This window comes from Allosphingosinicella sp., assembly GCF_036402135.1.
In the GTDB taxonomy this organism is placed as follows: Bacteria; Pseudomonadota; Alphaproteobacteria; order Sphingomonadales; family Sphingomonadaceae; genus Allosphingosinicella.
Map to the genome: position 1 here is coordinate 1 of NZ_DASWTN010000022.1, position 16190 is coordinate 16190.

Sequence of the window (16190 nt, forward strand, 5' to 3'; positions counted from 1 at the left end):
ATTGGGGCGGGGTTTTCCACGTAAAACCGCGCTTTCCTTTTGACTCGGCTCCCGCTCCTGATCTTAGATGTGCGTTCCGGCATCCGCCGAGAGTGATTCTGACAGGGGTGATCGATGAACAAACAGGAGCTTATCGGGCAGGTCGCCGACAGGACCGGCCTCAGCAGGGGCGATGCGATGAAGGCGGTCGAAGGGGTATTCGACGCGATCGGCGCGGCCCTGAAGCGCGGCGACGAAGTCCGACTCGTCGGTTTCGGCACTTTTTCCTGCAGCCAGCGCAAGGCGTCGACCGGCCGCAACCCGCGTACCGGCGAGCCGATGCAGATCAAGGCGTCGACCCAGCCGAAGTTCAAGGCCGGCAAAGGCCTTAAGGATTCCGTCAACGCCTGACGATTATGGGCCGGTTGCGGGGGCGCAGCCGGCCTTTTCTTTTGCCGATGCTGGACAGTGAAGAACCGCTTCACTATGTCCGCGGCGGCGGCGAATGAGCCGCCTTCCTCCGTCACATACGGGCGGATTTCCGGCGTGGGCGCGTAGCTCAGTGGTAGAGCACACCCTTCACACGGGTGGGGTCGTAGGTTCAATCCCTACCGCGCCCACCACGCCGGTACACTGATCAGTGGCGTGCACTGCCGGCAATATCCTTGGCGCCGAGCTTTTCCGCCACCCGCGCCACTTCCTCGTCGCTCGGCTGCTCGGGCAGTTCCTCGTCGGGGCCTCGCGCATCGTCCGGGATGCCGGGGCCGGTGCCGGCGATGGTCTCGTTCACCGCACGCTCGTTCGGCCCGTTGCTGATCTTGTTCCTGTCATCGGCCATGGTCATGATCCTTTGTGTCAGGAAGCGAGCGAGATCGGCTCTTGTTCCCCCATAAGCCGAGCCGCGATTTCGAACGAGCGAAGCCGCGCCTGGTGATCGTAGATTTGGGAGGTGATCATGAGCTCATCGGCGCCCGTTCGCTCGACGAACTCGCGGATTTCCCGCTTGACCGTGACCGGGGAGCCGATTGCCGAACAGGAAAGGACGTGATCCAGCGTCGAGCGATAGGCCGGCGCCAGCTCCTCCAGATAGTTTGCCTTCGGGGGCTGTAGTGGCGTCGGGGTGCCGGTGCGGAGGTTCACGAAGGCCTGCATCAGCGACGTGGCGAGAAGCTGTGCCTCATCGTCCGTATCGGCCGCGAATACATTGAAGCCCAGCATGACATAGGGCCGGCTCAGCTGCTCCGAAGGCTTGAAGCTGCTGCGGTAGACGTGGATCGCCTCCATCATCTGCTGAGGAGCAAAATGGGAGGCGAAGGCATAGGGGAGGCCGAGCATGGCCGCGAGCTGTGCGCCGAAAAGGCTGGATCCAAGGATCCAGACCGGAATGCGAAGGCCCTCGCCGGGGATTGCCCGCACACGCTGACCGGGTTCGGCAGTTTTGAAATAATCCATCAACTCCACGACATCGCGCGGAAACCGGTTGGCATCGGACTCGAGGTTGCGGCGGAGCGCATAGGCTGCGGCCTGGTCCGTACCCGGTGCACGGCCGAGACCGAGATCCACGCGGCCCGGATAGAGAGATTCCAACGTCCCGAACTGTTCGGCGATCACCAGAGGGGAATGGTTGGGCAGCATGATCCCGCCCGCGCCGATGCGTATCCTGGACGTGCCGGCTCCGATATGCGCCAGCGCCACTGCGGTCGCCGCGCTGGCGACGCCTGGCATGCTGTGATGTTCGGCCATCCAGAAGCGGTGATAGCCCCAACCCTCCCCATGCTGCGCTAGATCGAGCGCGTTGCGAAATGCGTCCGCGGCAGTGCCGCCTTCGACGATGGGGGCGAGATCGAGGATAGAGAAAGGGATCATTGATGCGATATGGGGTCGGATGGCCGGCGCGCCAGACACTATTCCTTGACGCTGGGGCAGGGCGGCTCCTATGTGCGGCGCGCGTTCCAAACGTTTGTGGCGATCGTAGCTCAGCTGGTTAGAGCATCGGTTTGTGGTACCGAGGGTCGCGGGTTCAAGTCCCGTCGATCGCCCCACTTCTCTTCAAAAGATTGCCGAGGACAGTCAATGCAGTCGCCGTGGGAATATCCCGATTTCGACGACCATGAGGTCGTGCATTTCGTAACCGACAGGAAATCGGGTCTTAAGGCCATCATCGCAGTCCATTCGACGCATCTCGGCCCGGGCGCAGGCGGTACGCGCTTCTGGCATTACGCAAAGCCGGGCGAGGCGATCTCGGATGCCCTTCGCTTGTCGCGCGGCATGAGCTTCAAGAATGCGATGGCGGGCCTGAAGCTAGGCGGCGGCAAGGCCGTCATCCTCGCAGACGAAAGCCGCGCCAAGACGCCGGAGATGCTCCGCGCCTATGGCGAAGGGGTGGATCGGCTCGGCGGCGCTTATGTCACGGCCGAGGATGTCGGTGTCGGAGTTCCCGATCTTGTGGAAGTTTCAAAATATACGAAGTTCGTCTCCGGTCTGCCGGTCGCAGCGGGTGCAGTCGGCGGCGATCCGGGCCCGCACACCAGCTACGGCGTATTCCTCGGCGTGAAGGCAGCGGTCCGGCGTAAGCTCGGCCGCGACAGTCTTTCCGGTCTTCACATCGCCATTCAGGGGGCGGGCAGCGTTGCCGGCGGCCTCGCCCGTCATGCGGCGAAGGAAAGCGCACGGATCAGCATTGCCGATATCGATCAGGCGCGGGCGCAGAAGCTTGCCGACGAAGTTGGCGGCAGCGTCGTCGCGCCGGACCAGATCCTGTCGATGGAAGCCGACGTGCTGAGCCCATGCGCGCTCGGTGCCATCCTGACCGAGGAGAGCATCGCCGCGCTTCGCGTGCCGATTGTCGCCGGCGGCGCCAATAACCAGCTTGCAACCCCAGCCGACGGCGACCGCGTTCATGCGCGCGGCATCCTCTATGCACCTGATTATGTCATCAATGCCGGCGGTATCATCAACGTCGCGTCCGAATATCTGAAGGACGCGGATGAAGCGGGGGTGAAGGCGAAGATCGAGCAGATTCCCGGGCGCCTGGAAAGCATCTGGGACGAGAGCGACGCCACCGGCCGCAATCCGGCCGACGTCGCCGACACAATGGCGCAAAGGCTGATCGGCCGCGGCTGAGGGGTACACTCCAAAGTACCACTTTGGAGGGGGTTCTAGAGCGGCGGAGCCGTCTTCGGCTTATCCCGGCCGAGCCGGTGCTCGCGATAGACGGTGTAGAGGCCGCTGGCGATGATCACGGCGGCGCCTGCCCAGGTGCTCGCGGGTGCGTGGGTGTCCCAGATCAGCCAGCCGAGCAGCACCGCCCAGAGAAGCTGCGAATAATCGAAAGGCGCGAGCACGGGAACTGGTGCGAAGCGGAGCGCAGCGGTGTGGAACAGTTGCGCCAATCCTCCGACTAGTCCCAGGCTCGCAAGGATCATCCAAGTTTGAAGATCGTGTGTGGTGGCGACAAACGGCATCAAGAGGCCTGTCGCCAGAATGGCGATAGCCGTGAACCACAGAACCGTAGTCTGCGTGCCTTCGGTCTTGCCGATCTCCCGCACGGTGACTGTCACTCCCCCTACGGCTAGTGCCGACAGGACAGCTAGGGAAAGGCCCATCATCGGGAGCTGATTGTTGCCCGGCTGCATGACGAGCAATACTCCGGCGAAACCGGCTACAACAGCACTCCATCTATGCAGCCCCACTTGTTCTTTGAACAGAAGAGCCGAAAGAAGCACGGCGAAAAGAGGCGCGGCAAAGCCGATTGTTGTCGCTTCGGCAAGAGGTAAGTAGCCCAAGGCAGTAAAGGACAAGCCCATCGCGCTTAGGCCTAGCGCCGAGCGCCACAGATGGGCCAATGGCCGCTCAGTGCGCCAAGCTGCAAAGTTCCTCGACCAGAAAATCCACAGAAGGAGCGGCGGCAGGCCGAAGGCGAAGCGGTAGAAGACCAGTTCAACGACATGGACGCCAGCTTCGTGGCCCAATTTGATAAGGGCTGCCATTAGACCGAAGCAACTTGTAGCGGCGAGCCGGAGGCCGATCCCGAGCAGTTTATGTTGCCGCTGTTGCAAACGGGCTCCTAAAGTTTTGGCGGGTCTTGCTTTGCTGCATGTGCGAAGAAAGGCAAGGGTGCATTTGCTTTGCCTGCGACATTCTCCTCGGCTAAACGGGCGCGGTTCCATGCATATCTTAGCCAATCCCGCTCGTTTCCTGAAGATCGCGCGCCCATTGACCCCTATCCTGTTGTGGGGCGGGCTGCTGCTGATCGCGCTCGGGTCGGGGGCGGGGCTGTTCCTCAGTCCGCGGGATTATCTCCAGGGCGAGAGCGTCCGCATCATGTACGTCCATGTGCCGGCCGCCTGGCTCGGCATGGCGGGCTGGACCGGTATTGCGGTGGCCAGCCTCGTGCAGCTCGTCTGGCGCCATCCGCTTGCCGCGGTGGCCGGACGCGCGGTTGCGGTGCCGGGGGCGCTGTTCACGGCCATCTGTCTCGCGACGGGCTCGCTTTGGGGACGGCCGACTTGGGGCACCTATTGGGAATGGGACGGCCGCATGACCTCGATGCTGGTCCTGCTCTTCCTCTATTTCGGCTATATCGCGCTTGCCGATGCCGACCGGGAGCGGGGCGGGGAGGGGCGGATCACGGCCGTTTTCGGACTCTTGGGCGCTATCAACATCCCGATCATCCGCTATTCGGTCGAATGGTGGAACACGCTCCACCAGGGGCAGAGCATCAGCTTCACCGGCGGCGGGTCGAGCATCGATGCAGCGATGCGCTGGCCGCTCCTCGTCTCGGCGCTCGGCTTCACGCTCCTTTTCGGCGCCATCGTGCTGATGCGGATGCGGGCGACGCTCGCCCGCGCCAAGGTCGAGGCGCGGATGCGGAGGATGGCGGCATGAACCACTGGCCGTTCATCGTCGGCGCCTATGCCGTGGCCCTTGTCGGCGCTCTTGGCCTCACCGCGCAGAGCTGGCTCGCCATGCGCCGCGCCGAGGCGGAAGCGGAGCGCCTCAAGAAGTGAAGGCCAAGCATCAGCGCCTGACGCTCCTCCTCATCGCCATCGGAGCGATGCTGGGAGCGGTCCTGCTCGCCATGTCGGCCCTGAAGGATCAGGCCGCCTATTTCTACGCGCCCGCCGATGTGGCCCGGAAGGGCCTGCCGCTCGATCGGGCAGTGCGGATCGGCGGCATGGTGCGCGAAGGATCGATAAGGAGGTCGCCCGACGGGGTGACGATCAACTTCATCGTCGGGGACGAGACGAACGCCACAATCCCGGTGCGGTTCACCGGCATCGTCCCCGACCTCTTCAAGGAGGGCAGTGGCGTCGTCGCGGAGGGACGTTTCCAGCCGAACGGGAGCTTCGTCGCGGACGAGATCCTCGCCAAGCATGATGAGAATTACATGCCGCCGGAGCTTGCCGGCGAGCGGCACAAGACCGAGACGCTGAAGTGATCGCGGAGGCGGGGCTTGCGGCCTTATGGCTGGCGGCGGCGCTCTCGCTGCTCCAGCTTTTCTTTGGCGCTTCCGCGCTGCGTGCGGACGGCGAGGAACTTGCAGGGGCGGTCCGGCCGATCGCCATCGCACAGGGCGTGCTGGCGGCTCTTTCCTTCCTCGCGCTGATTCAGCTGTTCCTTGCCACCGACCTGTCGGTGAAGCTGGTCGCGTCTAACAGCCATTCGCTGAAGCCATGGCTGTACAAGTTCGCCGGCGCATGGGGAAATCACGAAGGGTCGATGCTGCTCTGGGTGACGGTGCTTGCCGTAGCCGGCGCGGCGGTCGCGATCTTCGAGCGGCGCCTCCACGAGCGGACGCTGATCGCGACGCTGGCGGCGCAGGCGGCGATCGGGCTCGGCTTCTACGCCTTCCTCCTCTTCGCTTCCAACCCGTTCGAGCGGCTGAACCCTGCGCCGATCGAGGGGAATGGGCTCAATCCGCTGCTGCAGGACCCCGGCCTCGCCTTCCATCCGCCGACACTTTACTTCGGCTATGTCGGCATCTCGATCGCATTTTCCTTCGCAGTGGGCGCGCTCGTCACCCGCGACGTTGGCCCCGCCTTTGCCCGGGCGATGCGGCCCTGGGTACTCGCCGCCTGGATCTTCCTGACGCTTGGCATCACCGCCGGAAGCTATTGGGCCTATTACGAGCTTGGCTGGGGCGGATGGTGGTTCTGGGACCCGGTCGAAAATGCCTCCTTGATGCCCTGGCTTGCCGCGACGGCCTTGCTCCACTCGGTGACGGTGCTTGCGACGCGGGACGGGCTCCGCGCCTGGACGGTGATGCTGGCGGTGGTTGCCTTCTCCATGTCAATGGTCGGCACCTTTCTCGTCCGCTCCGGCATCCTCACCAGCGTCCACGCCTTCGCCGTGGATCCGCAACGCGGCTTCTTCATCCTTGTGCTGCTCGGCCTCTATATCGGCGGTGCGCTCACCTTGTTCGGCCTTCGGGTCGGCACGGTGCGGGAGGGGTCGACATTCGAGCCGGTCAGCAGAGAAGGGGCGCTGGTCGCCAACAACCTGCTGTTGTCGGCGATCCTCGGCATCGTTCTGGTCGGCACGCTTTATCCGCTCGGCGTGGAGGCTGCGACAGGGGAGAAATTGTCGGTGGGGCCACCTTATTTCAATACGGCCGCCGGTCCCCTTGCGCTGGCGCTGGTCGCGATCATGGCGGCGGGGCCGCTGCTCCGCTGGCGGCGGGACCGGATGGCCGAGCTCTTCCGCCGCATCCACCTTCCCGCATTTTTGACCTTGTTCCTGATTATTGCCGTCCTGATTGCCGCGCCCGACATCCGCACATTGCCGCTGCTCGGCCTCGCGCTTGCGTTCGGCGTCGGCGCCGCGAGCATTGCGCCGCTCTGGGGCCGCAACCTCCGACGGACGCCGCTCTTCACCTGGGGCATGGTGGTCGCGCATCTCGGCATTGCCGTCAGCCTCGCGGGCATGGCGTCGGAGAGCGCCTTCACGAAGGAGACGCTGATCGCGGCCCGGCTTGGCGAGCGGACGCAGGTCGGCCCCTTCAATGTCCGCTTTGAAAGCGTCGAGCCGATTGCCGGGCCGAACTGGACGGCGGTCGAGGCGCGGCTCACGGCACGGCTCGGCAATGGCGCGGCGATCGCCTTGACGCCCCAGGCCCGTACCTTCGCGTCGCCTGCGACCGAGACGAGCGAAGCGGACATCGACACCCGTTTCAACGGGCAGTTGTACGCCGTCGTCGGCAAGGAGCAGGAGCCGGGCCGCTGGCAGCTGCGGCTCTGGTGGAAGCCCTGGGTAACCCTGATCTGGTTCGGCGGCGGCCTCATCGCGCTCGGCGGCCTCTTGTCGCTCGTCGGTCGTATCGCCCGCGAGCGGAAGCCGCACTGGCGGGGAGCGGAAGCATGAAGAAGCTGATCCTGTGGCTCCCCCTGGCGGTGTTCGCCATCTTCATCGTGACCGTGGCGATGCGGCTCGGCAGCGGTGGGCAGGAGGCGATCGTCCGCTCGAAGATGGTCGGGCAGAAGCTCCCCGAATTCACGCTGCCCGCGGCGCTGGAGGGACGGCCGTCGGTGAAGAGCGCCGACTATGCGAGGGGCGAGGCGCGCGTCATCAACATCTTCGCAAGCTGGTGCGTACCCTGCATCGCCGAAGCGCCGCAGCTTCTGGAGCTTGAGCAACGCGGCGTGCCGATCGACGCCATCGCCATCCGCGACAAGTCTGAAGACATAGAAGAATTCCTCCGCCGCTGGGGCGATCCCTACCGCAACATCGGGTCGGACGTGGCAAGCCAGGTCCAGTTCGCGCTCGGCTCTTCGGGTGTGCCGGAGACCTTCGTCGTCGATGGCAGTGGGACCATCCGCTATCAGCATATCGGCGACATAAAGGCGGAGGATGTACCGGAGATACTGGCCGCCTACGAGGCGGCGAAGTGAGACTGCTTCTGGCTTTCGCCTTGCTCGTGCCGGCGCCGCTTTTCGCGCAGTCGGGGCTGCCGCCAGCTGAATATGCTTACCGCCAGCTGCCGGACCCTCGGCAGGAGCGGGAGGCGAAGGCGCTGATGGAAACGCTCCGTTGTCTCGTCTGTCAGGGGCAGTCGATCGCCGACAGCGATGCGGAGATGGCGGGCGACATGCGGGCGCTGGTGCGTCAGCGCATTGCGGGGGGCGAGAGGCCTGAGGATATCCGCCGCTGGCTGATCCAGCGTTACGGCAACTGGGTGAGCTACGATCCGCCGATCGAGCCGGTGACCTGGCCGCTTTGGGCGGCGCCGATCCTGCTGCTGGCCTTGGGCGCGTGGCTCGCGCGCGGCCGCTTCCGGAGGCGGAGGCAATGATCGGCTGGCTCGGCATTCTGCTCCTCGGCGCGGCCTTGCTGCTCCTGCTCTGGCGTTTTGCTGGGTTTCGCGGCGGTGCGCTCCAGATGGCGGCGGCCACGGTCCTGATCGCGATGGCCGGCTACGCGTGGCAGGGAAGGCCCGCGCTCGAAAGCCGCCCCGCCGCCTCCAAGGGGCGCCAGCAGCTTCCCGACACAGCGTTCGCTATACTCCGAAAGGAGTTTTTCGAGCGCTTCACCTCTTCCGAGCGCTGGCTGATCATCGCGGACGGCTATCAGCGCCGCGGCGACACGGGCGGGGCCGTCGGCATCATCCGTGCCGGCCTTCGAACCACCCCGCGCGACATCGCCCTCTGGACCGGCCTCGGCAACGCGCTCGTGCTGCATGGCGGCGGCACGATGAACGAAGCGGCCAGGCTTGCTTACCGCCGCGCCGCGGCGCTCGCACCCGAGCATCCCGCTGCACCTTTCTTCTACGGCCTCAGCCTCATCCAGAGCGGTCAGGTGGAGGAGGGGGAGCGCGTCTGGCGCCGAACCCTCGCGCAGGCGCCGGCAGGGGCAAGCTGGCGCCCGGTCATTGCCGAGCGCCTCGAGGTTCTGGACCAGCTTCGCGCCATGAGCGGGTTGCCGCGGCCGGGAGCCACGCCGCCGCCTCAATGATCGATGCCGCGGCCCGTCTCGTGCTGCAGTTCGTCGATCCGCTTTGACGCCTCCGCCTTGGTGAAGCTCTCGTCGAATTCCTCGCCGGCCTCTTCGCTCAGCGTTTTGAGATAGGAGGCCTGCGCGCCGGTCATGGCTTCGTCGCCGGTGGTCCAGTCGTCCGGATCCTTGGCGGCATTGCCCTCCGGCGCATTATTCACATTGTCGGACATGATCGTTCCTCTAGCTTTTGCCGAAGAACGACCATGTTCCACTTCTGTTCCGATGAAGCTCAGGCCGGGACGAACTCCAGCCCGAGCGCTTCGGCCACTGCCTGATGCCGGATCTTGCCGCCGGAAACGTTGAGGCCGTTCGCAAGATGCGGGTCAGATTTCATCGCTGCCTCAGCACCTTGGTTGGCAAGCTTCAGAACGAATGGCAAAGTTGCATTGTTGAGCGCGAAGGCCGAGGTGCGGGCAACGGCGCCCGGCATGTTGGCGACGCAATAGTGGATGACGCCGTCCACCTCGTAGACCGGATCCTGGTGCGTCGTGGCGCGCGAGGTTTCGAAGCAGCCGCCTTGGTCGATCGAAATATCGACCAGCACGGAGCCGCGCTTCATCGTCTTCAGCATGTCGCGCGTGACGAGCTTCGGCGCTGCCGCACCGGGGATCAGCACTGCGCCGATCACCAGCTCCGACTTCGCAACCGCGCTGGCGATGGCTGCCTTCGACGCATAGGCTGTCTTGATCTGGCTGCCGAAGAACATGTCGAGCTCGGCAAGGCGCGCGTTCGAAATGTCGTAGATGGTGACGTCGGCACGCATGCCGACCGCCATCTGGGCCGCATTGACGCCAGAAACGCCGCCACCGAGGATCGCGACCTTGGCAGGCGCAACGCCCGGAACACCGCCGAGGAGCACACCGCGGCCGCCCTGTTCCTTTTCAAGATAATGGGCGCCGACCTGGATCGACATCCGGCCCGCAACCTCGCTCATCGGCTTCAGCAGCGGCAGTGAACGGTCGTTCGCCGTCACCGTCTCATAGGCGATGCAGGTGGCACCGGACTTGATGAGGCCGTGCGCCTGATCGGGATCGGGCGCGAGATGGAGATAGGTGAAGAGGGTGTGGCGCGGCTCCAGAAGCGCGATTTCCTGCGCCTGCGGCTCCTTCACCTTCACGATCATGTCGGCGGCCGCGAACGTCTCGGCGGCATTGGGAGCGATGCGGGCGCCCGCGCTGACATAATCCTGGTCAGAAAAATCGATGCCGGTGCCGGCGTTGGTCTCGACGACCACTTCGTGGCCGGCAGCGGTAAGCTCCGCGACTGAAGCAGGCGTCAGGCCTACCCGATATTCGTGATTTTTGATTTCCTTTGGAACCCCCACGCGCATCTTCATTCTCCTAGGATTTTGCGGGCGGACCATACTCCCATGTCTCACGGAAATGTTTGCAAATTTGCTGCCGCCAGGTCTCTTGGGCAGGAGAATATTTGATCTCCGTGCCGCGTCTTAGTAAAAAGAAGCACATGGATGCCACGGACCGCAAAATACTCGATATCATCGAGGCCGACTCATGGTTGACGAGTGAGGCGCTCGGCGCACGCATCGGCCTTTCTCCTTCGGCGACGCATCGTCGGGTGAAGCTGCTGGAAGAAAGTGGCCTCATTCAGGGCTACCGCGCCCGTCTGTCGTCGGAAGCGCAAGGCAATCCGTCCACCGTATTCGTATCAGTGACGCTGATCGATCAGCGCCAGTCGACGCTCGCTGCCTTCGAGGAGGCTCTGCTCAACACGAAAGTGGTGAAAGAAGCTCACTTGATGAGCGGGGAGTCCGACTATCTCCTGAAGGTGCTCGTCCGGGACAGCGACAGCTACGAGCGCGTCCACCGCGAGATATTGTCGGCGTTGCCAGGCGTGCACCGGCTCGTCACTCAATTCACGATCCGCACTGTGATTTCAGGTGCCTGACACCTATATTGCTGCCCGATAGGGGAAGTGCTAGGGGCGCTCACCGCCCGAGGGCCACGAGACGATCGAAGATGATCACCGCTCTTTCCATTCTTCCAGAGCCGTTTCACCTCTAAATGACCGCTTCCAGCACAGAAGGAGCGGGCGCGGTCGATCGCCATCCTCAAAGCTCGCTCGCCAAGCTGGCGGTGGGCGCGATCGGCATCGTTTTCGGAGACATCGGCACCAGCCCGATCTACGCGTTCCGCGAGACTTTTGCCGGCCACCATCCGCTGGCGCCTGACCAACTCCACATCGTCGGCGTGCTGAGCCTCATCTTCTGGTCGATGATGATCGTGGTGACGCTGAAATATGTCGCCGTCATCATGCGCGCGGACAATAAGGGGGAGGGGGGCAGCCTTGCGTTGCTCGCACTCATCTCCCGCTCCGGCGACGGCAAGGCGCGCTGGACGAGCGGCATCGTGCTCCTCGGCGTCTTCGCCTGCGCGCTCTTCTACGGCGACAGCATGATCACGCCGGCCATTTCGGTGCTTTCGGCAGTGGAAGGCCTGACGACCGTGCAGACGGCCTTCGCCCCCTGGGTGCTGCCGATCGCCGTTGGTATCCTCATCGGCCTGTTTGCCATCCAGAGCCGCGGCACGGCCAAGGTCGGCGCCCTGTTCGGCCCGATCATGCTCGTCTATTTCCTGACGCTGTCGGTGCTCGGCATCGTGCACATCGCCGCGGCGCCAGGGATCATCGTCGAGACGCTCAATCCGCTGAACGCACTTCAATTCTTCCTCACCGATGGCTGGCGCGCCTTTCTCGCGCTCGGCTCCGTCGTGCTCGCCGTGACGGGAGCGGAGGCGCTCTATGCCGATATGGGCCATTTCGGGCGGAAGCCGATCGGCGTGTCCTGGCTCTTCTTCGTCATGCCGGCCTTGATGCTCAATTATATGGGGCAGGGCGCGATGATCCTCTCGCTGGACTCCGCCACCGCGGCCGAGGTGGTGAAGAATCCCTTCTTCTTCCTCGCCCCGGAAATGCTCCGCCTGCCGCTCGTGATCCTTGCCACCATGGCAACGGTGATCGCCAGCCAGGCGGTGATCTCAGGCGCCTTCTCGGTGACGCAGCAGGCCATCCAGCTCGGTTTCATACCGCGTCTTCGCATTCAGCATACCAGCGAGGCGGCGATGGGGCAGATCTACATTCCAGCGATCAATTGGGCGCTGATGGTGATGGTGATCCTGCTCGTCCTCTTCTTCCAGACGTCGAGCAACCTTGCGGCGGCCTACGGCATCGCAGTGACGGGGGCGATGTTCATCGACACGTGCCTCCTAACCGTCGTGCTCTTCTCACTATGGAAATGGCGTCCTTGGGTGGCCGTTCCGCTCCTCGCCATCTTCTTCTTCGTGGACATTGCCTATTTCGCCGCGAACCTCACCAAGGTGCCGGACGGGGGCTGGTTCCCGCTGCTGGTCGGGTTTGTGGCCTTCACCCTCCTTACAACCTGGGCGCGTGGACGAAAGCTGATGCTGGCGCGGATGCGCGAAGCATCGATGCCCGTCGAAATCTTCGTGAAGTCCGCCGCCGGAAGCGCAACACGCGTGCCCGGCACAGCCGTCTTCATGACTACGGCTCCCGACGGCGTGCCCCATGCGCTCCTCCACAACCTCAAGCATAACAAGGTGCTGCACGAGCGGGTGATGCTGCTCACGGTAAAGATCGAGGACGTGCCTTTCGTGCCTGAAGAGAAGCGCTTCGAGATGAAGGACCTCGGAAGCGGTTTCTACCGCCTCATCATTCGCTTCGGCTTCATGCAGGAGTCAGATGTTCCGGCGGCACTTCAGCGGGTGGAAACCTGCGGACCGCAGTTCAAGATGATGGATACGAGCTTCTTCCTTGCTCGTCAGACTTTGCTGGCAACGGGTACCAAGCCGGGAATGGCCCTGTGGCGCGAGAAGCTCTTCTCCTGGATGCTCCGCAACGCCGAAAGTGCGATGGAATTCTTCAAGCTGCCGCCGAACCGCGTCGTCGAGCTCGGCAGCCAGGTGGAAATCTGAGCGGGCAGCCGATCATCGTCACCGCCATCTTCGGCGATGGCGACAATGGGTGGCTGCAGGAGCTTCGCCGCACCCACTTCCCGCCCGAACGAAACCAGGTGCCGGCGCATCTCACGCTCTTCCACCACCTGCCGCCGGGCGTCGAGGCGGAGCTCGGCCATCGCCTCGCCACCTACACCTCAGTCGCGCCGCCGCGGGCGATGCTGGCCGGTGTGATGGACCTCGGCGCCGGCACGGCCTTTCGCGTGGAAAGCGAAGAGCTTGAGGATATCCGCTACGATCTCGCCGAGGCGTTTCGCGGGCTGCTGACGCCGCAGGACCAGGCGCCGTGGCGGCCGCACATCACCATTCAGAACAAGGTGGAGCCGCGGGACGCCAAGGCGCTTCAGCAGCAGCTTAAGGCATCGTTCGAGCCGCGGCCCCTGAGCATCCGGGGCCTTGCCTCATGGCGCTATCTCGGCGGCCCTTGGGAGCCGCTGAAGCGCCACGTGTTCCGCGGCGGCTAGTCCAGCTGTCCGACGCCATCGCAGCTATAATCGAAGGCGGCGAGGCCCGCCTCCAGGTGCGAGGCGAGTAGCGGCATGTCCAGAAGCTCGTCGATCCGCGATTCGGGATCGATGTCGTTGGCCTCAGCGCAGGCATCCTCCCACTCGCTGACGTCGTACGTGCCGCGCCCTACCCAAGCGAGCGCCAGCGTCTCGGCCAGCTGGTCGTCGGCAAGGTCGTCCAGCGTGGCCCGCATTTCGTCCTCGACGCCCGTATTGAGCTCGTCCTGAAGCACCGAAAGCGCCTGATCCTCGCCTTCCTCATCATCGAAATCGTCGACATTGTCGGGATCTTCGTCGGGGTCGTTCGCCGGCACCTGCGCCTCCAGCTCCCGCGCGCGGATGATCAGCCTGCACAGCGTTTCGAGCGGCGTCAGCAGTTCCATAACCTTCAATCTCCGTGGGGCAGCAGCCGTTTCATCCCGCAAACGATATGGGAGGGCAGCGGTTCCGGAGCGGAAGAGGGAAGGGGCGTTGACCGGAAAAGCGGGCCTGCCTATAGCCGCGCCTCGCCGGCCTCCTATATAGCGCCGGACGCCTTGGGGCGGAGTAGCTCAGCTGGTTAGAGCAGCGGAATCATAATCCGCGTGTCGGGGGTTCAAGTCCCTCCTCCGCTACCATTTCAATCCTGCCATTTTGGAAGTGTGAAGCAGAAGCTGGCGCCGCCGGTTTCCCGGTTGCTGACGGTGATGCGACCGCCATGCGCCTCGACGATGGTGCGGCAGATGGAAAGGCCGATGCCGAGCCCTTCCTCCTTCTTCGAGTCGAACGGTGAGAAGAGCTTGTCCAGCACCTCGTCCGGCACGCCGGGGCCGGTGTCGGCCACGCAAACCTCTACGAAATCGTCGGATACCGCCCGTGCGGAGATGGTAATTTCGCGCCTCGGCGCGTGCTGCATCGCATGGATGCCGTTCCTCATCAGGTTGATCAGGACCTGCTCGACCTGAATACGGTCTGCCTGGACCCAACGGGCATCCGGTTCGACCACCACCTTGTGCGTTATGCCCTGCGCGCTTGCATCGACGAGGCCCAACACTTTCGCATCGGCGATGAGTTTCGTCAGATCTTCCTTGGCAACGGCCACCACACCGCGCGAAACGAGATCGCGCAGGCGCTTCACGATCTGACCGGCTCGAAGCGCGCCCGCCTCGGCCGCGGCGAGGGCGCTGTCGACCCGCTCCGCCTTCAGATCCGTCCCCGACTTCAGCAGCTCGCGGGTGCCGCCGATATAATTGGCGACGGTCGCGAGCGGCTGATTGAGCTCGTGGGCGAGGGTGGAACCCATGGTTCCCATCGCGCTCACCCGCGACACGTGCAGCAACTCGCTCTGCATCTGCTTGATCCGGCTTTCGGCCTGCTTGCGCTGCGTGACGTCCTCATGAGTTTCGAGCCAGCCGCCATCGCCGAGCCGCGTTCGATAGACGTCGATGGTCCGCCCGTCGTAAAGCTCAACCTCTCGATGGACGTCCAGGACGTCCGCTTCGCGAAGGGCGGCAGCCACATAATTCTCCCGTTCGCCCCAATAGGTGCCGGCCTTCACGCGATAGTGGAACAGCGCGGACAGTGGCGTGCCCGGGGTAAGGGCCTCCTCGGGCAGCTGGTAAAGCTCCGCATAACGTTGATTCGCGATGATCATGCGCCGCTCTGCGTCAAACATCGCAAGGCCTTGCGTCATGTTGCTGAGGGCTGCGTCGTTGATCTCGCTTTGCTCGCGCAGCTTCTCCGTGAACATCTCCCTGAGAGTGATCATGACCGCGAACGGCAGGGTAGAGAGCAGGCTCGTCAGAAAATAAAGCTGATAGATGAAGCTTCGCATGAACGGATGGAGGCTTTCATCGGCGATCGGGCCGATCTTTTGAACCATCAGCCACATCGCCATCCCCACGAAGGTGATACAGGCGGCGGTCGCGCCAGGGAGTCCGCCCCTCAGAGCGGTGAAGGCAAGAAACGGGAAGACTAAGAAGAAAATCGGCAGTGTACTCGTAAAGGCTAGGTACGAAATTCCTGCCACGATCAAAGTCCAGCCCGCCGTCTCCGCCACTTTCCAGGCCGTGATGCGGCTCCGGAAGGCGGATTCGGTCCAGATCAGGAGAAAGGGCGTGCCGATCAGCAACCCGAGCGTGTCGCTGATCATCCAGTCCCGCCACATGTAGAGGAAAGGCGCTTCGTAGAAGTAGGCGACATATCCCGCTCCGAGAGCGCCGGACAAAGTGCAGACGAGGCACGAGAGGAGAATGAAGCAGGCGATCCACCGTCCCGACAGGTACCAGGACTGTTGCGGCGCGAACCGCCGCAGGCCGAGGGCGACGAGCACCGCCTCGCTTCCCATTACGACCGTGTACATCAGGCAATTTACGAAGTTGATCCCGTCGAGAACGTAAGCCGCCAGCAGGGCGGCTGCTCCGAGAGAAGACAGGAAAGGCCATGTTCGGGGATGATTGCGTAGAAGGGCGGCCAGAAGGATCGAGGAGGCAAGCCAAAGCGGCATGAATCCTCCCATTTCCGCGCCCAGACGGAGTGTGAATGTGGCCGTGACAACGATGCCAAGCGGAACAAGGATGATGGTACGCAGCGATGGGAAAGCCGTTGGCTCCCGCTCCTTTGAGGTGGAGATAGCGCTATCGGAGAGCATCGCAATCGTGCTGAGCGGCTTTGCGTTTTGGAATGGCACTTGCGTTCGCCTTTCCCAAGTGGTTGAACTGAAAGCTAACAACGCACGTTAGGTTCC

At 63.7% G+C, this 16190-nt stretch carries 19 protein-coding genes and 3 tRNA genes; 15 read left to right on the top strand and 7 right to left on the bottom strand.

Annotation, left to right across the window (positions count from 1 at the left end; all coding sequences use genetic code 11):
• Window positions 1-114 precede the first annotated feature (114 nt).
• A complete protein-coding gene (locus tag VGD10_RS06020; protein WP_331039902.1) occupies window positions 115-390 on the top strand; it encodes an HU family DNA-binding protein in 276 nt (91 codons plus the stop codon).
• 137 nt (window positions 391-527) lie between these two features.
• A tRNA-Val gene (locus VGD10_RS06025) sits at window positions 528-602 on the top strand.
• A gap of 14 nt (window positions 603-616) precedes the next feature.
• On the opposite strand, the gene VGD10_RS06030 is transcribed toward VGD10_RS06025, so the two are convergent.
• Complete coding sequence (locus VGD10_RS06030) at window positions 617-817, bottom strand: hypothetical protein (protein WP_331039903.1); 201 nt, start codon at window positions 815-817, stop codon at window positions 617-619.
• A gap of 17 nt (window positions 818-834) precedes the next feature.
• On the bottom strand, window positions 835-1845 hold the full coding sequence (locus VGD10_RS06035) for an LLM class flavin-dependent oxidoreductase (protein ID WP_331039904.1): 1011 nt from the start codon (window positions 1843-1845) through the stop codon (window positions 835-837).
• 99 nt (window positions 1846-1944) lie between these two features.
• Here VGD10_RS06035 and VGD10_RS06040 point away from each other — a divergent pair.
• Both VGD10_RS06040 and VGD10_RS06045 read left to right on the top strand, forming a co-directional pair.
• A tRNA-His gene (locus VGD10_RS06040) sits at window positions 1945-2021 on the top strand.
• A 31-nt stretch (window positions 2022-2052) separates the two neighbouring features.
• Entirely contained in the window at window positions 2053-3102 is a 1050-nt protein-coding gene (locus VGD10_RS06045; protein WP_331039905.1) for a Leu/Phe/Val dehydrogenase, read from the top strand.
• 35 nt (window positions 3103-3137) lie between these two features.
• On the opposite strand, the gene VGD10_RS06050 is transcribed toward VGD10_RS06045, so the two are convergent.
• Window positions 3138-4148 (bottom strand): DMT family transporter, encoded by a 1011-nt coding sequence (locus tag VGD10_RS06050; protein WP_331039989.1) that lies wholly within the window; start codon window positions 4146-4148, stop codon window positions 3138-3140.
• Between VGD10_RS06050 and ccmC the strand changes: the two genes are divergently transcribed.
• From ccmC to VGD10_RS06085, 7 genes are read left to right on the top strand one after another with little or no spacing between them, the layout of a single operon-like run.
• On the top strand, window positions 4147-4866 hold the full coding sequence (gene ccmC, locus VGD10_RS06055) for a heme ABC transporter permease CcmC (RefSeq protein WP_331039906.1): 720 nt from the start codon (window positions 4147-4149) through the stop codon (window positions 4864-4866). The two genes, VGD10_RS06050 and ccmC, sit on opposite strands and share 2 nt — an antisense overlap.
• The gene (locus VGD10_RS06060) at window positions 4863-4988 is read left to right on the top strand and encodes a heme exporter protein CcmD (protein ID WP_331039907.1); all 126 of its coding nucleotides are present in this window, start codon (window positions 4863-4865) and stop codon (window positions 4986-4988) included. Before ccmC ends, VGD10_RS06060 begins: the two co-directional genes overlap by 4 nt.
• Window positions 4985-5419, top strand: coding sequence for a cytochrome c maturation protein CcmE (gene ccmE, locus VGD10_RS06065; protein ID WP_331039908.1), 435 nt, complete (start codon window positions 4985-4987; stop codon window positions 5417-5419). Before VGD10_RS06060 ends, ccmE begins: the two co-directional genes overlap by 4 nt.
• Window positions 5416-7341 (top strand): heme lyase CcmF/NrfE family subunit, encoded by a 1926-nt coding sequence (locus VGD10_RS06070; protein ID WP_331039909.1) that lies wholly within the window; start codon window positions 5416-5418, stop codon window positions 7339-7341. Before ccmE ends, VGD10_RS06070 begins: the two co-directional genes overlap by 4 nt.
• A complete protein-coding gene (locus tag VGD10_RS06075; protein ID WP_331039910.1) occupies window positions 7338-7868 on the top strand; it encodes a redoxin family protein in 531 nt (176 codons plus the stop codon). Before VGD10_RS06070 ends, VGD10_RS06075 begins: the two co-directional genes overlap by 4 nt.
• Window positions 7865-8269, top strand: a complete 405-nt coding sequence (locus VGD10_RS06080) for a cytochrome c-type biogenesis protein (protein ID WP_331039911.1) — start codon at window positions 7865-7867, stop codon at window positions 8267-8269. Before VGD10_RS06075 ends, VGD10_RS06080 begins: the two co-directional genes overlap by 4 nt.
• Entirely contained in the window at window positions 8266-8928 is a 663-nt protein-coding gene (locus VGD10_RS06085) for a cytochrome C biogenesis protein (RefSeq protein ID WP_331039912.1), read from the top strand. Before VGD10_RS06080 ends, VGD10_RS06085 begins: the two co-directional genes overlap by 4 nt.
• On the opposite strand, the gene VGD10_RS06090 is transcribed toward VGD10_RS06085, so the two are convergent.
• Both VGD10_RS06090 and ald read right to left on the bottom strand, forming a co-directional pair.
• Window positions 8922-9140 (bottom strand): DUF3072 domain-containing protein, encoded by a 219-nt coding sequence (locus tag VGD10_RS06090; protein WP_331039913.1) that lies wholly within the window; start codon window positions 9138-9140, stop codon window positions 8922-8924. The two genes, VGD10_RS06085 and VGD10_RS06090, sit on opposite strands and share 7 nt — an antisense overlap.
• A gap of 59 nt (window positions 9141-9199) precedes the next feature.
• Entirely contained in the window at window positions 9200-10300 is a 1101-nt protein-coding gene (gene ald, locus VGD10_RS06095; protein ID WP_331039914.1) for an alanine dehydrogenase, read from the bottom strand.
• A 134-nt stretch (window positions 10301-10434) separates the two neighbouring features.
• Between ald and VGD10_RS06100 the strand changes: the two genes are divergently transcribed.
• From VGD10_RS06100 to VGD10_RS06110, 3 genes are all read left to right on the top strand, one after another.
• Window positions 10435-10875, top strand: a complete 441-nt coding sequence (locus tag VGD10_RS06100) for an Lrp/AsnC family transcriptional regulator (RefSeq protein WP_331039915.1) — start codon at window positions 10435-10437, stop codon at window positions 10873-10875.
• A 116-nt stretch (window positions 10876-10991) separates the two neighbouring features.
• Window positions 10992-12917 (top strand): potassium transporter Kup, encoded by a 1926-nt coding sequence (locus VGD10_RS06105; RefSeq protein ID WP_331039916.1) that lies wholly within the window; start codon window positions 10992-10994, stop codon window positions 12915-12917.
• The gene (locus VGD10_RS06110) at window positions 12806-13423 is read left to right on the top strand and encodes a 2'-5' RNA ligase family protein (protein WP_331039917.1); all 618 of its coding nucleotides are present in this window, start codon (window positions 12806-12808) and stop codon (window positions 13421-13423) included. The genes VGD10_RS06105 and VGD10_RS06110 overlap by 112 nt, the downstream gene beginning before the upstream one ends.
• On the opposite strand, the gene VGD10_RS06115 is transcribed toward VGD10_RS06110, so the two are convergent.
• Window positions 13420-13848 carry a DUF3775 domain-containing protein gene (locus tag VGD10_RS06115; RefSeq protein ID WP_331039918.1) on the bottom strand — a complete coding sequence of 143 codons (429 nt, stop codon included), beginning with the start codon at window positions 13846-13848 and terminating at the stop codon, window positions 13420-13422. The genes VGD10_RS06110 and VGD10_RS06115 overlap by 4 nt on opposite strands.
• 157 nt (window positions 13849-14005) lie before the next feature.
• Here VGD10_RS06115 and VGD10_RS06120 point away from each other — a divergent pair.
• Window positions 14006-14082, top strand: a tRNA-Met gene (locus VGD10_RS06120).
• Window positions 14083-14084: 2 nt separating this feature from the next.
• Here the strand turns inward: VGD10_RS06120 and VGD10_RS06125 are convergent.
• Complete coding sequence (locus VGD10_RS06125) at window positions 14085-16094, bottom strand: PAS-domain containing protein (protein ID WP_331039990.1); 2010 nt, start codon at window positions 16092-16094, stop codon at window positions 14085-14087.
• Window positions 16095-16190 lie beyond the last annotated feature (96 nt).

What these genes read in the sequence shown, in the direction of transcription:
- VGD10_RS06020 (WP_331039902.1), top strand. Translation starts at nt 115, where the DNA reads ATGAACAAACAGGAGCTTATCGGGCAGGTCGCCGACAGGACCGGCCTC.
- VGD10_RS06030 (WP_331039903.1), bottom strand. Translation starts at nt 817, where the DNA reads ATGGCCGATGACAGGAACAAGATCAGCAACGGGCCGAACGAGCGTGCG.
- VGD10_RS06035 (WP_331039904.1), bottom strand. Translation starts at nt 1,845, where the DNA reads ATGATCCCTTTCTCTATCCTCGATCTCGCCCCCATCGTCGAAGGCGGC.
- VGD10_RS06045 (WP_331039905.1), top strand. Translation starts at nt 2,053, where the DNA reads ATGCAGTCGCCGTGGGAATATCCCGATTTCGACGACCATGAGGTCGTG.
- ccmC (WP_331039906.1), top strand. Translation starts at nt 4,147, where the DNA reads ATGCATATCTTAGCCAATCCCGCTCGTTTCCTGAAGATCGCGCGCCCA.
- VGD10_RS06050 (WP_331039989.1), bottom strand. Translation starts at nt 4,148, where the DNA reads ATGGAACCGCGCCCGTTTAGCCGAGGAGAATGTCGCAGGCAAAGCAAA.
- VGD10_RS06060 (WP_331039907.1), top strand. Translation starts at nt 4,863, where the DNA reads ATGAACCACTGGCCGTTCATCGTCGGCGCCTATGCCGTGGCCCTTGTC.
- VGD10_RS06075 (WP_331039910.1), top strand. Translation starts at nt 7,338, where the DNA reads ATGAAGAAGCTGATCCTGTGGCTCCCCCTGGCGGTGTTCGCCATCTTC.
- VGD10_RS06085 (WP_331039912.1), top strand. Translation starts at nt 8,266, where the DNA reads ATGATCGGCTGGCTCGGCATTCTGCTCCTCGGCGCGGCCTTGCTGCTC.
- VGD10_RS06090 (WP_331039913.1), bottom strand. Translation starts at nt 9,140, where the DNA reads ATGTCCGACAATGTGAATAATGCGCCGGAGGGCAATGCCGCCAAGGAT.
- ald (WP_331039914.1), bottom strand. Translation starts at nt 10,300, where the DNA reads ATGCGCGTGGGGGTTCCAAAGGAAATCAAAAATCACGAATATCGGGTA.
- VGD10_RS06100 (WP_331039915.1), top strand. Translation starts at nt 10,435, where the DNA reads ATGGATGCCACGGACCGCAAAATACTCGATATCATCGAGGCCGACTCA.
- VGD10_RS06105 (WP_331039916.1), top strand. Translation starts at nt 10,992, where the DNA reads ATGACCGCTTCCAGCACAGAAGGAGCGGGCGCGGTCGATCGCCATCCT.
- VGD10_RS06115 (WP_331039918.1), bottom strand. Translation starts at nt 13,848, where the DNA reads ATGGAACTGCTGACGCCGCTCGAAACGCTGTGCAGGCTGATCATCCGC.
- VGD10_RS06125 (WP_331039990.1), bottom strand. Translation starts at nt 16,094, where the DNA reads ATGCTCTCCGATAGCGCTATCTCCACCTCAAAGGAGCGGGAGCCAACG.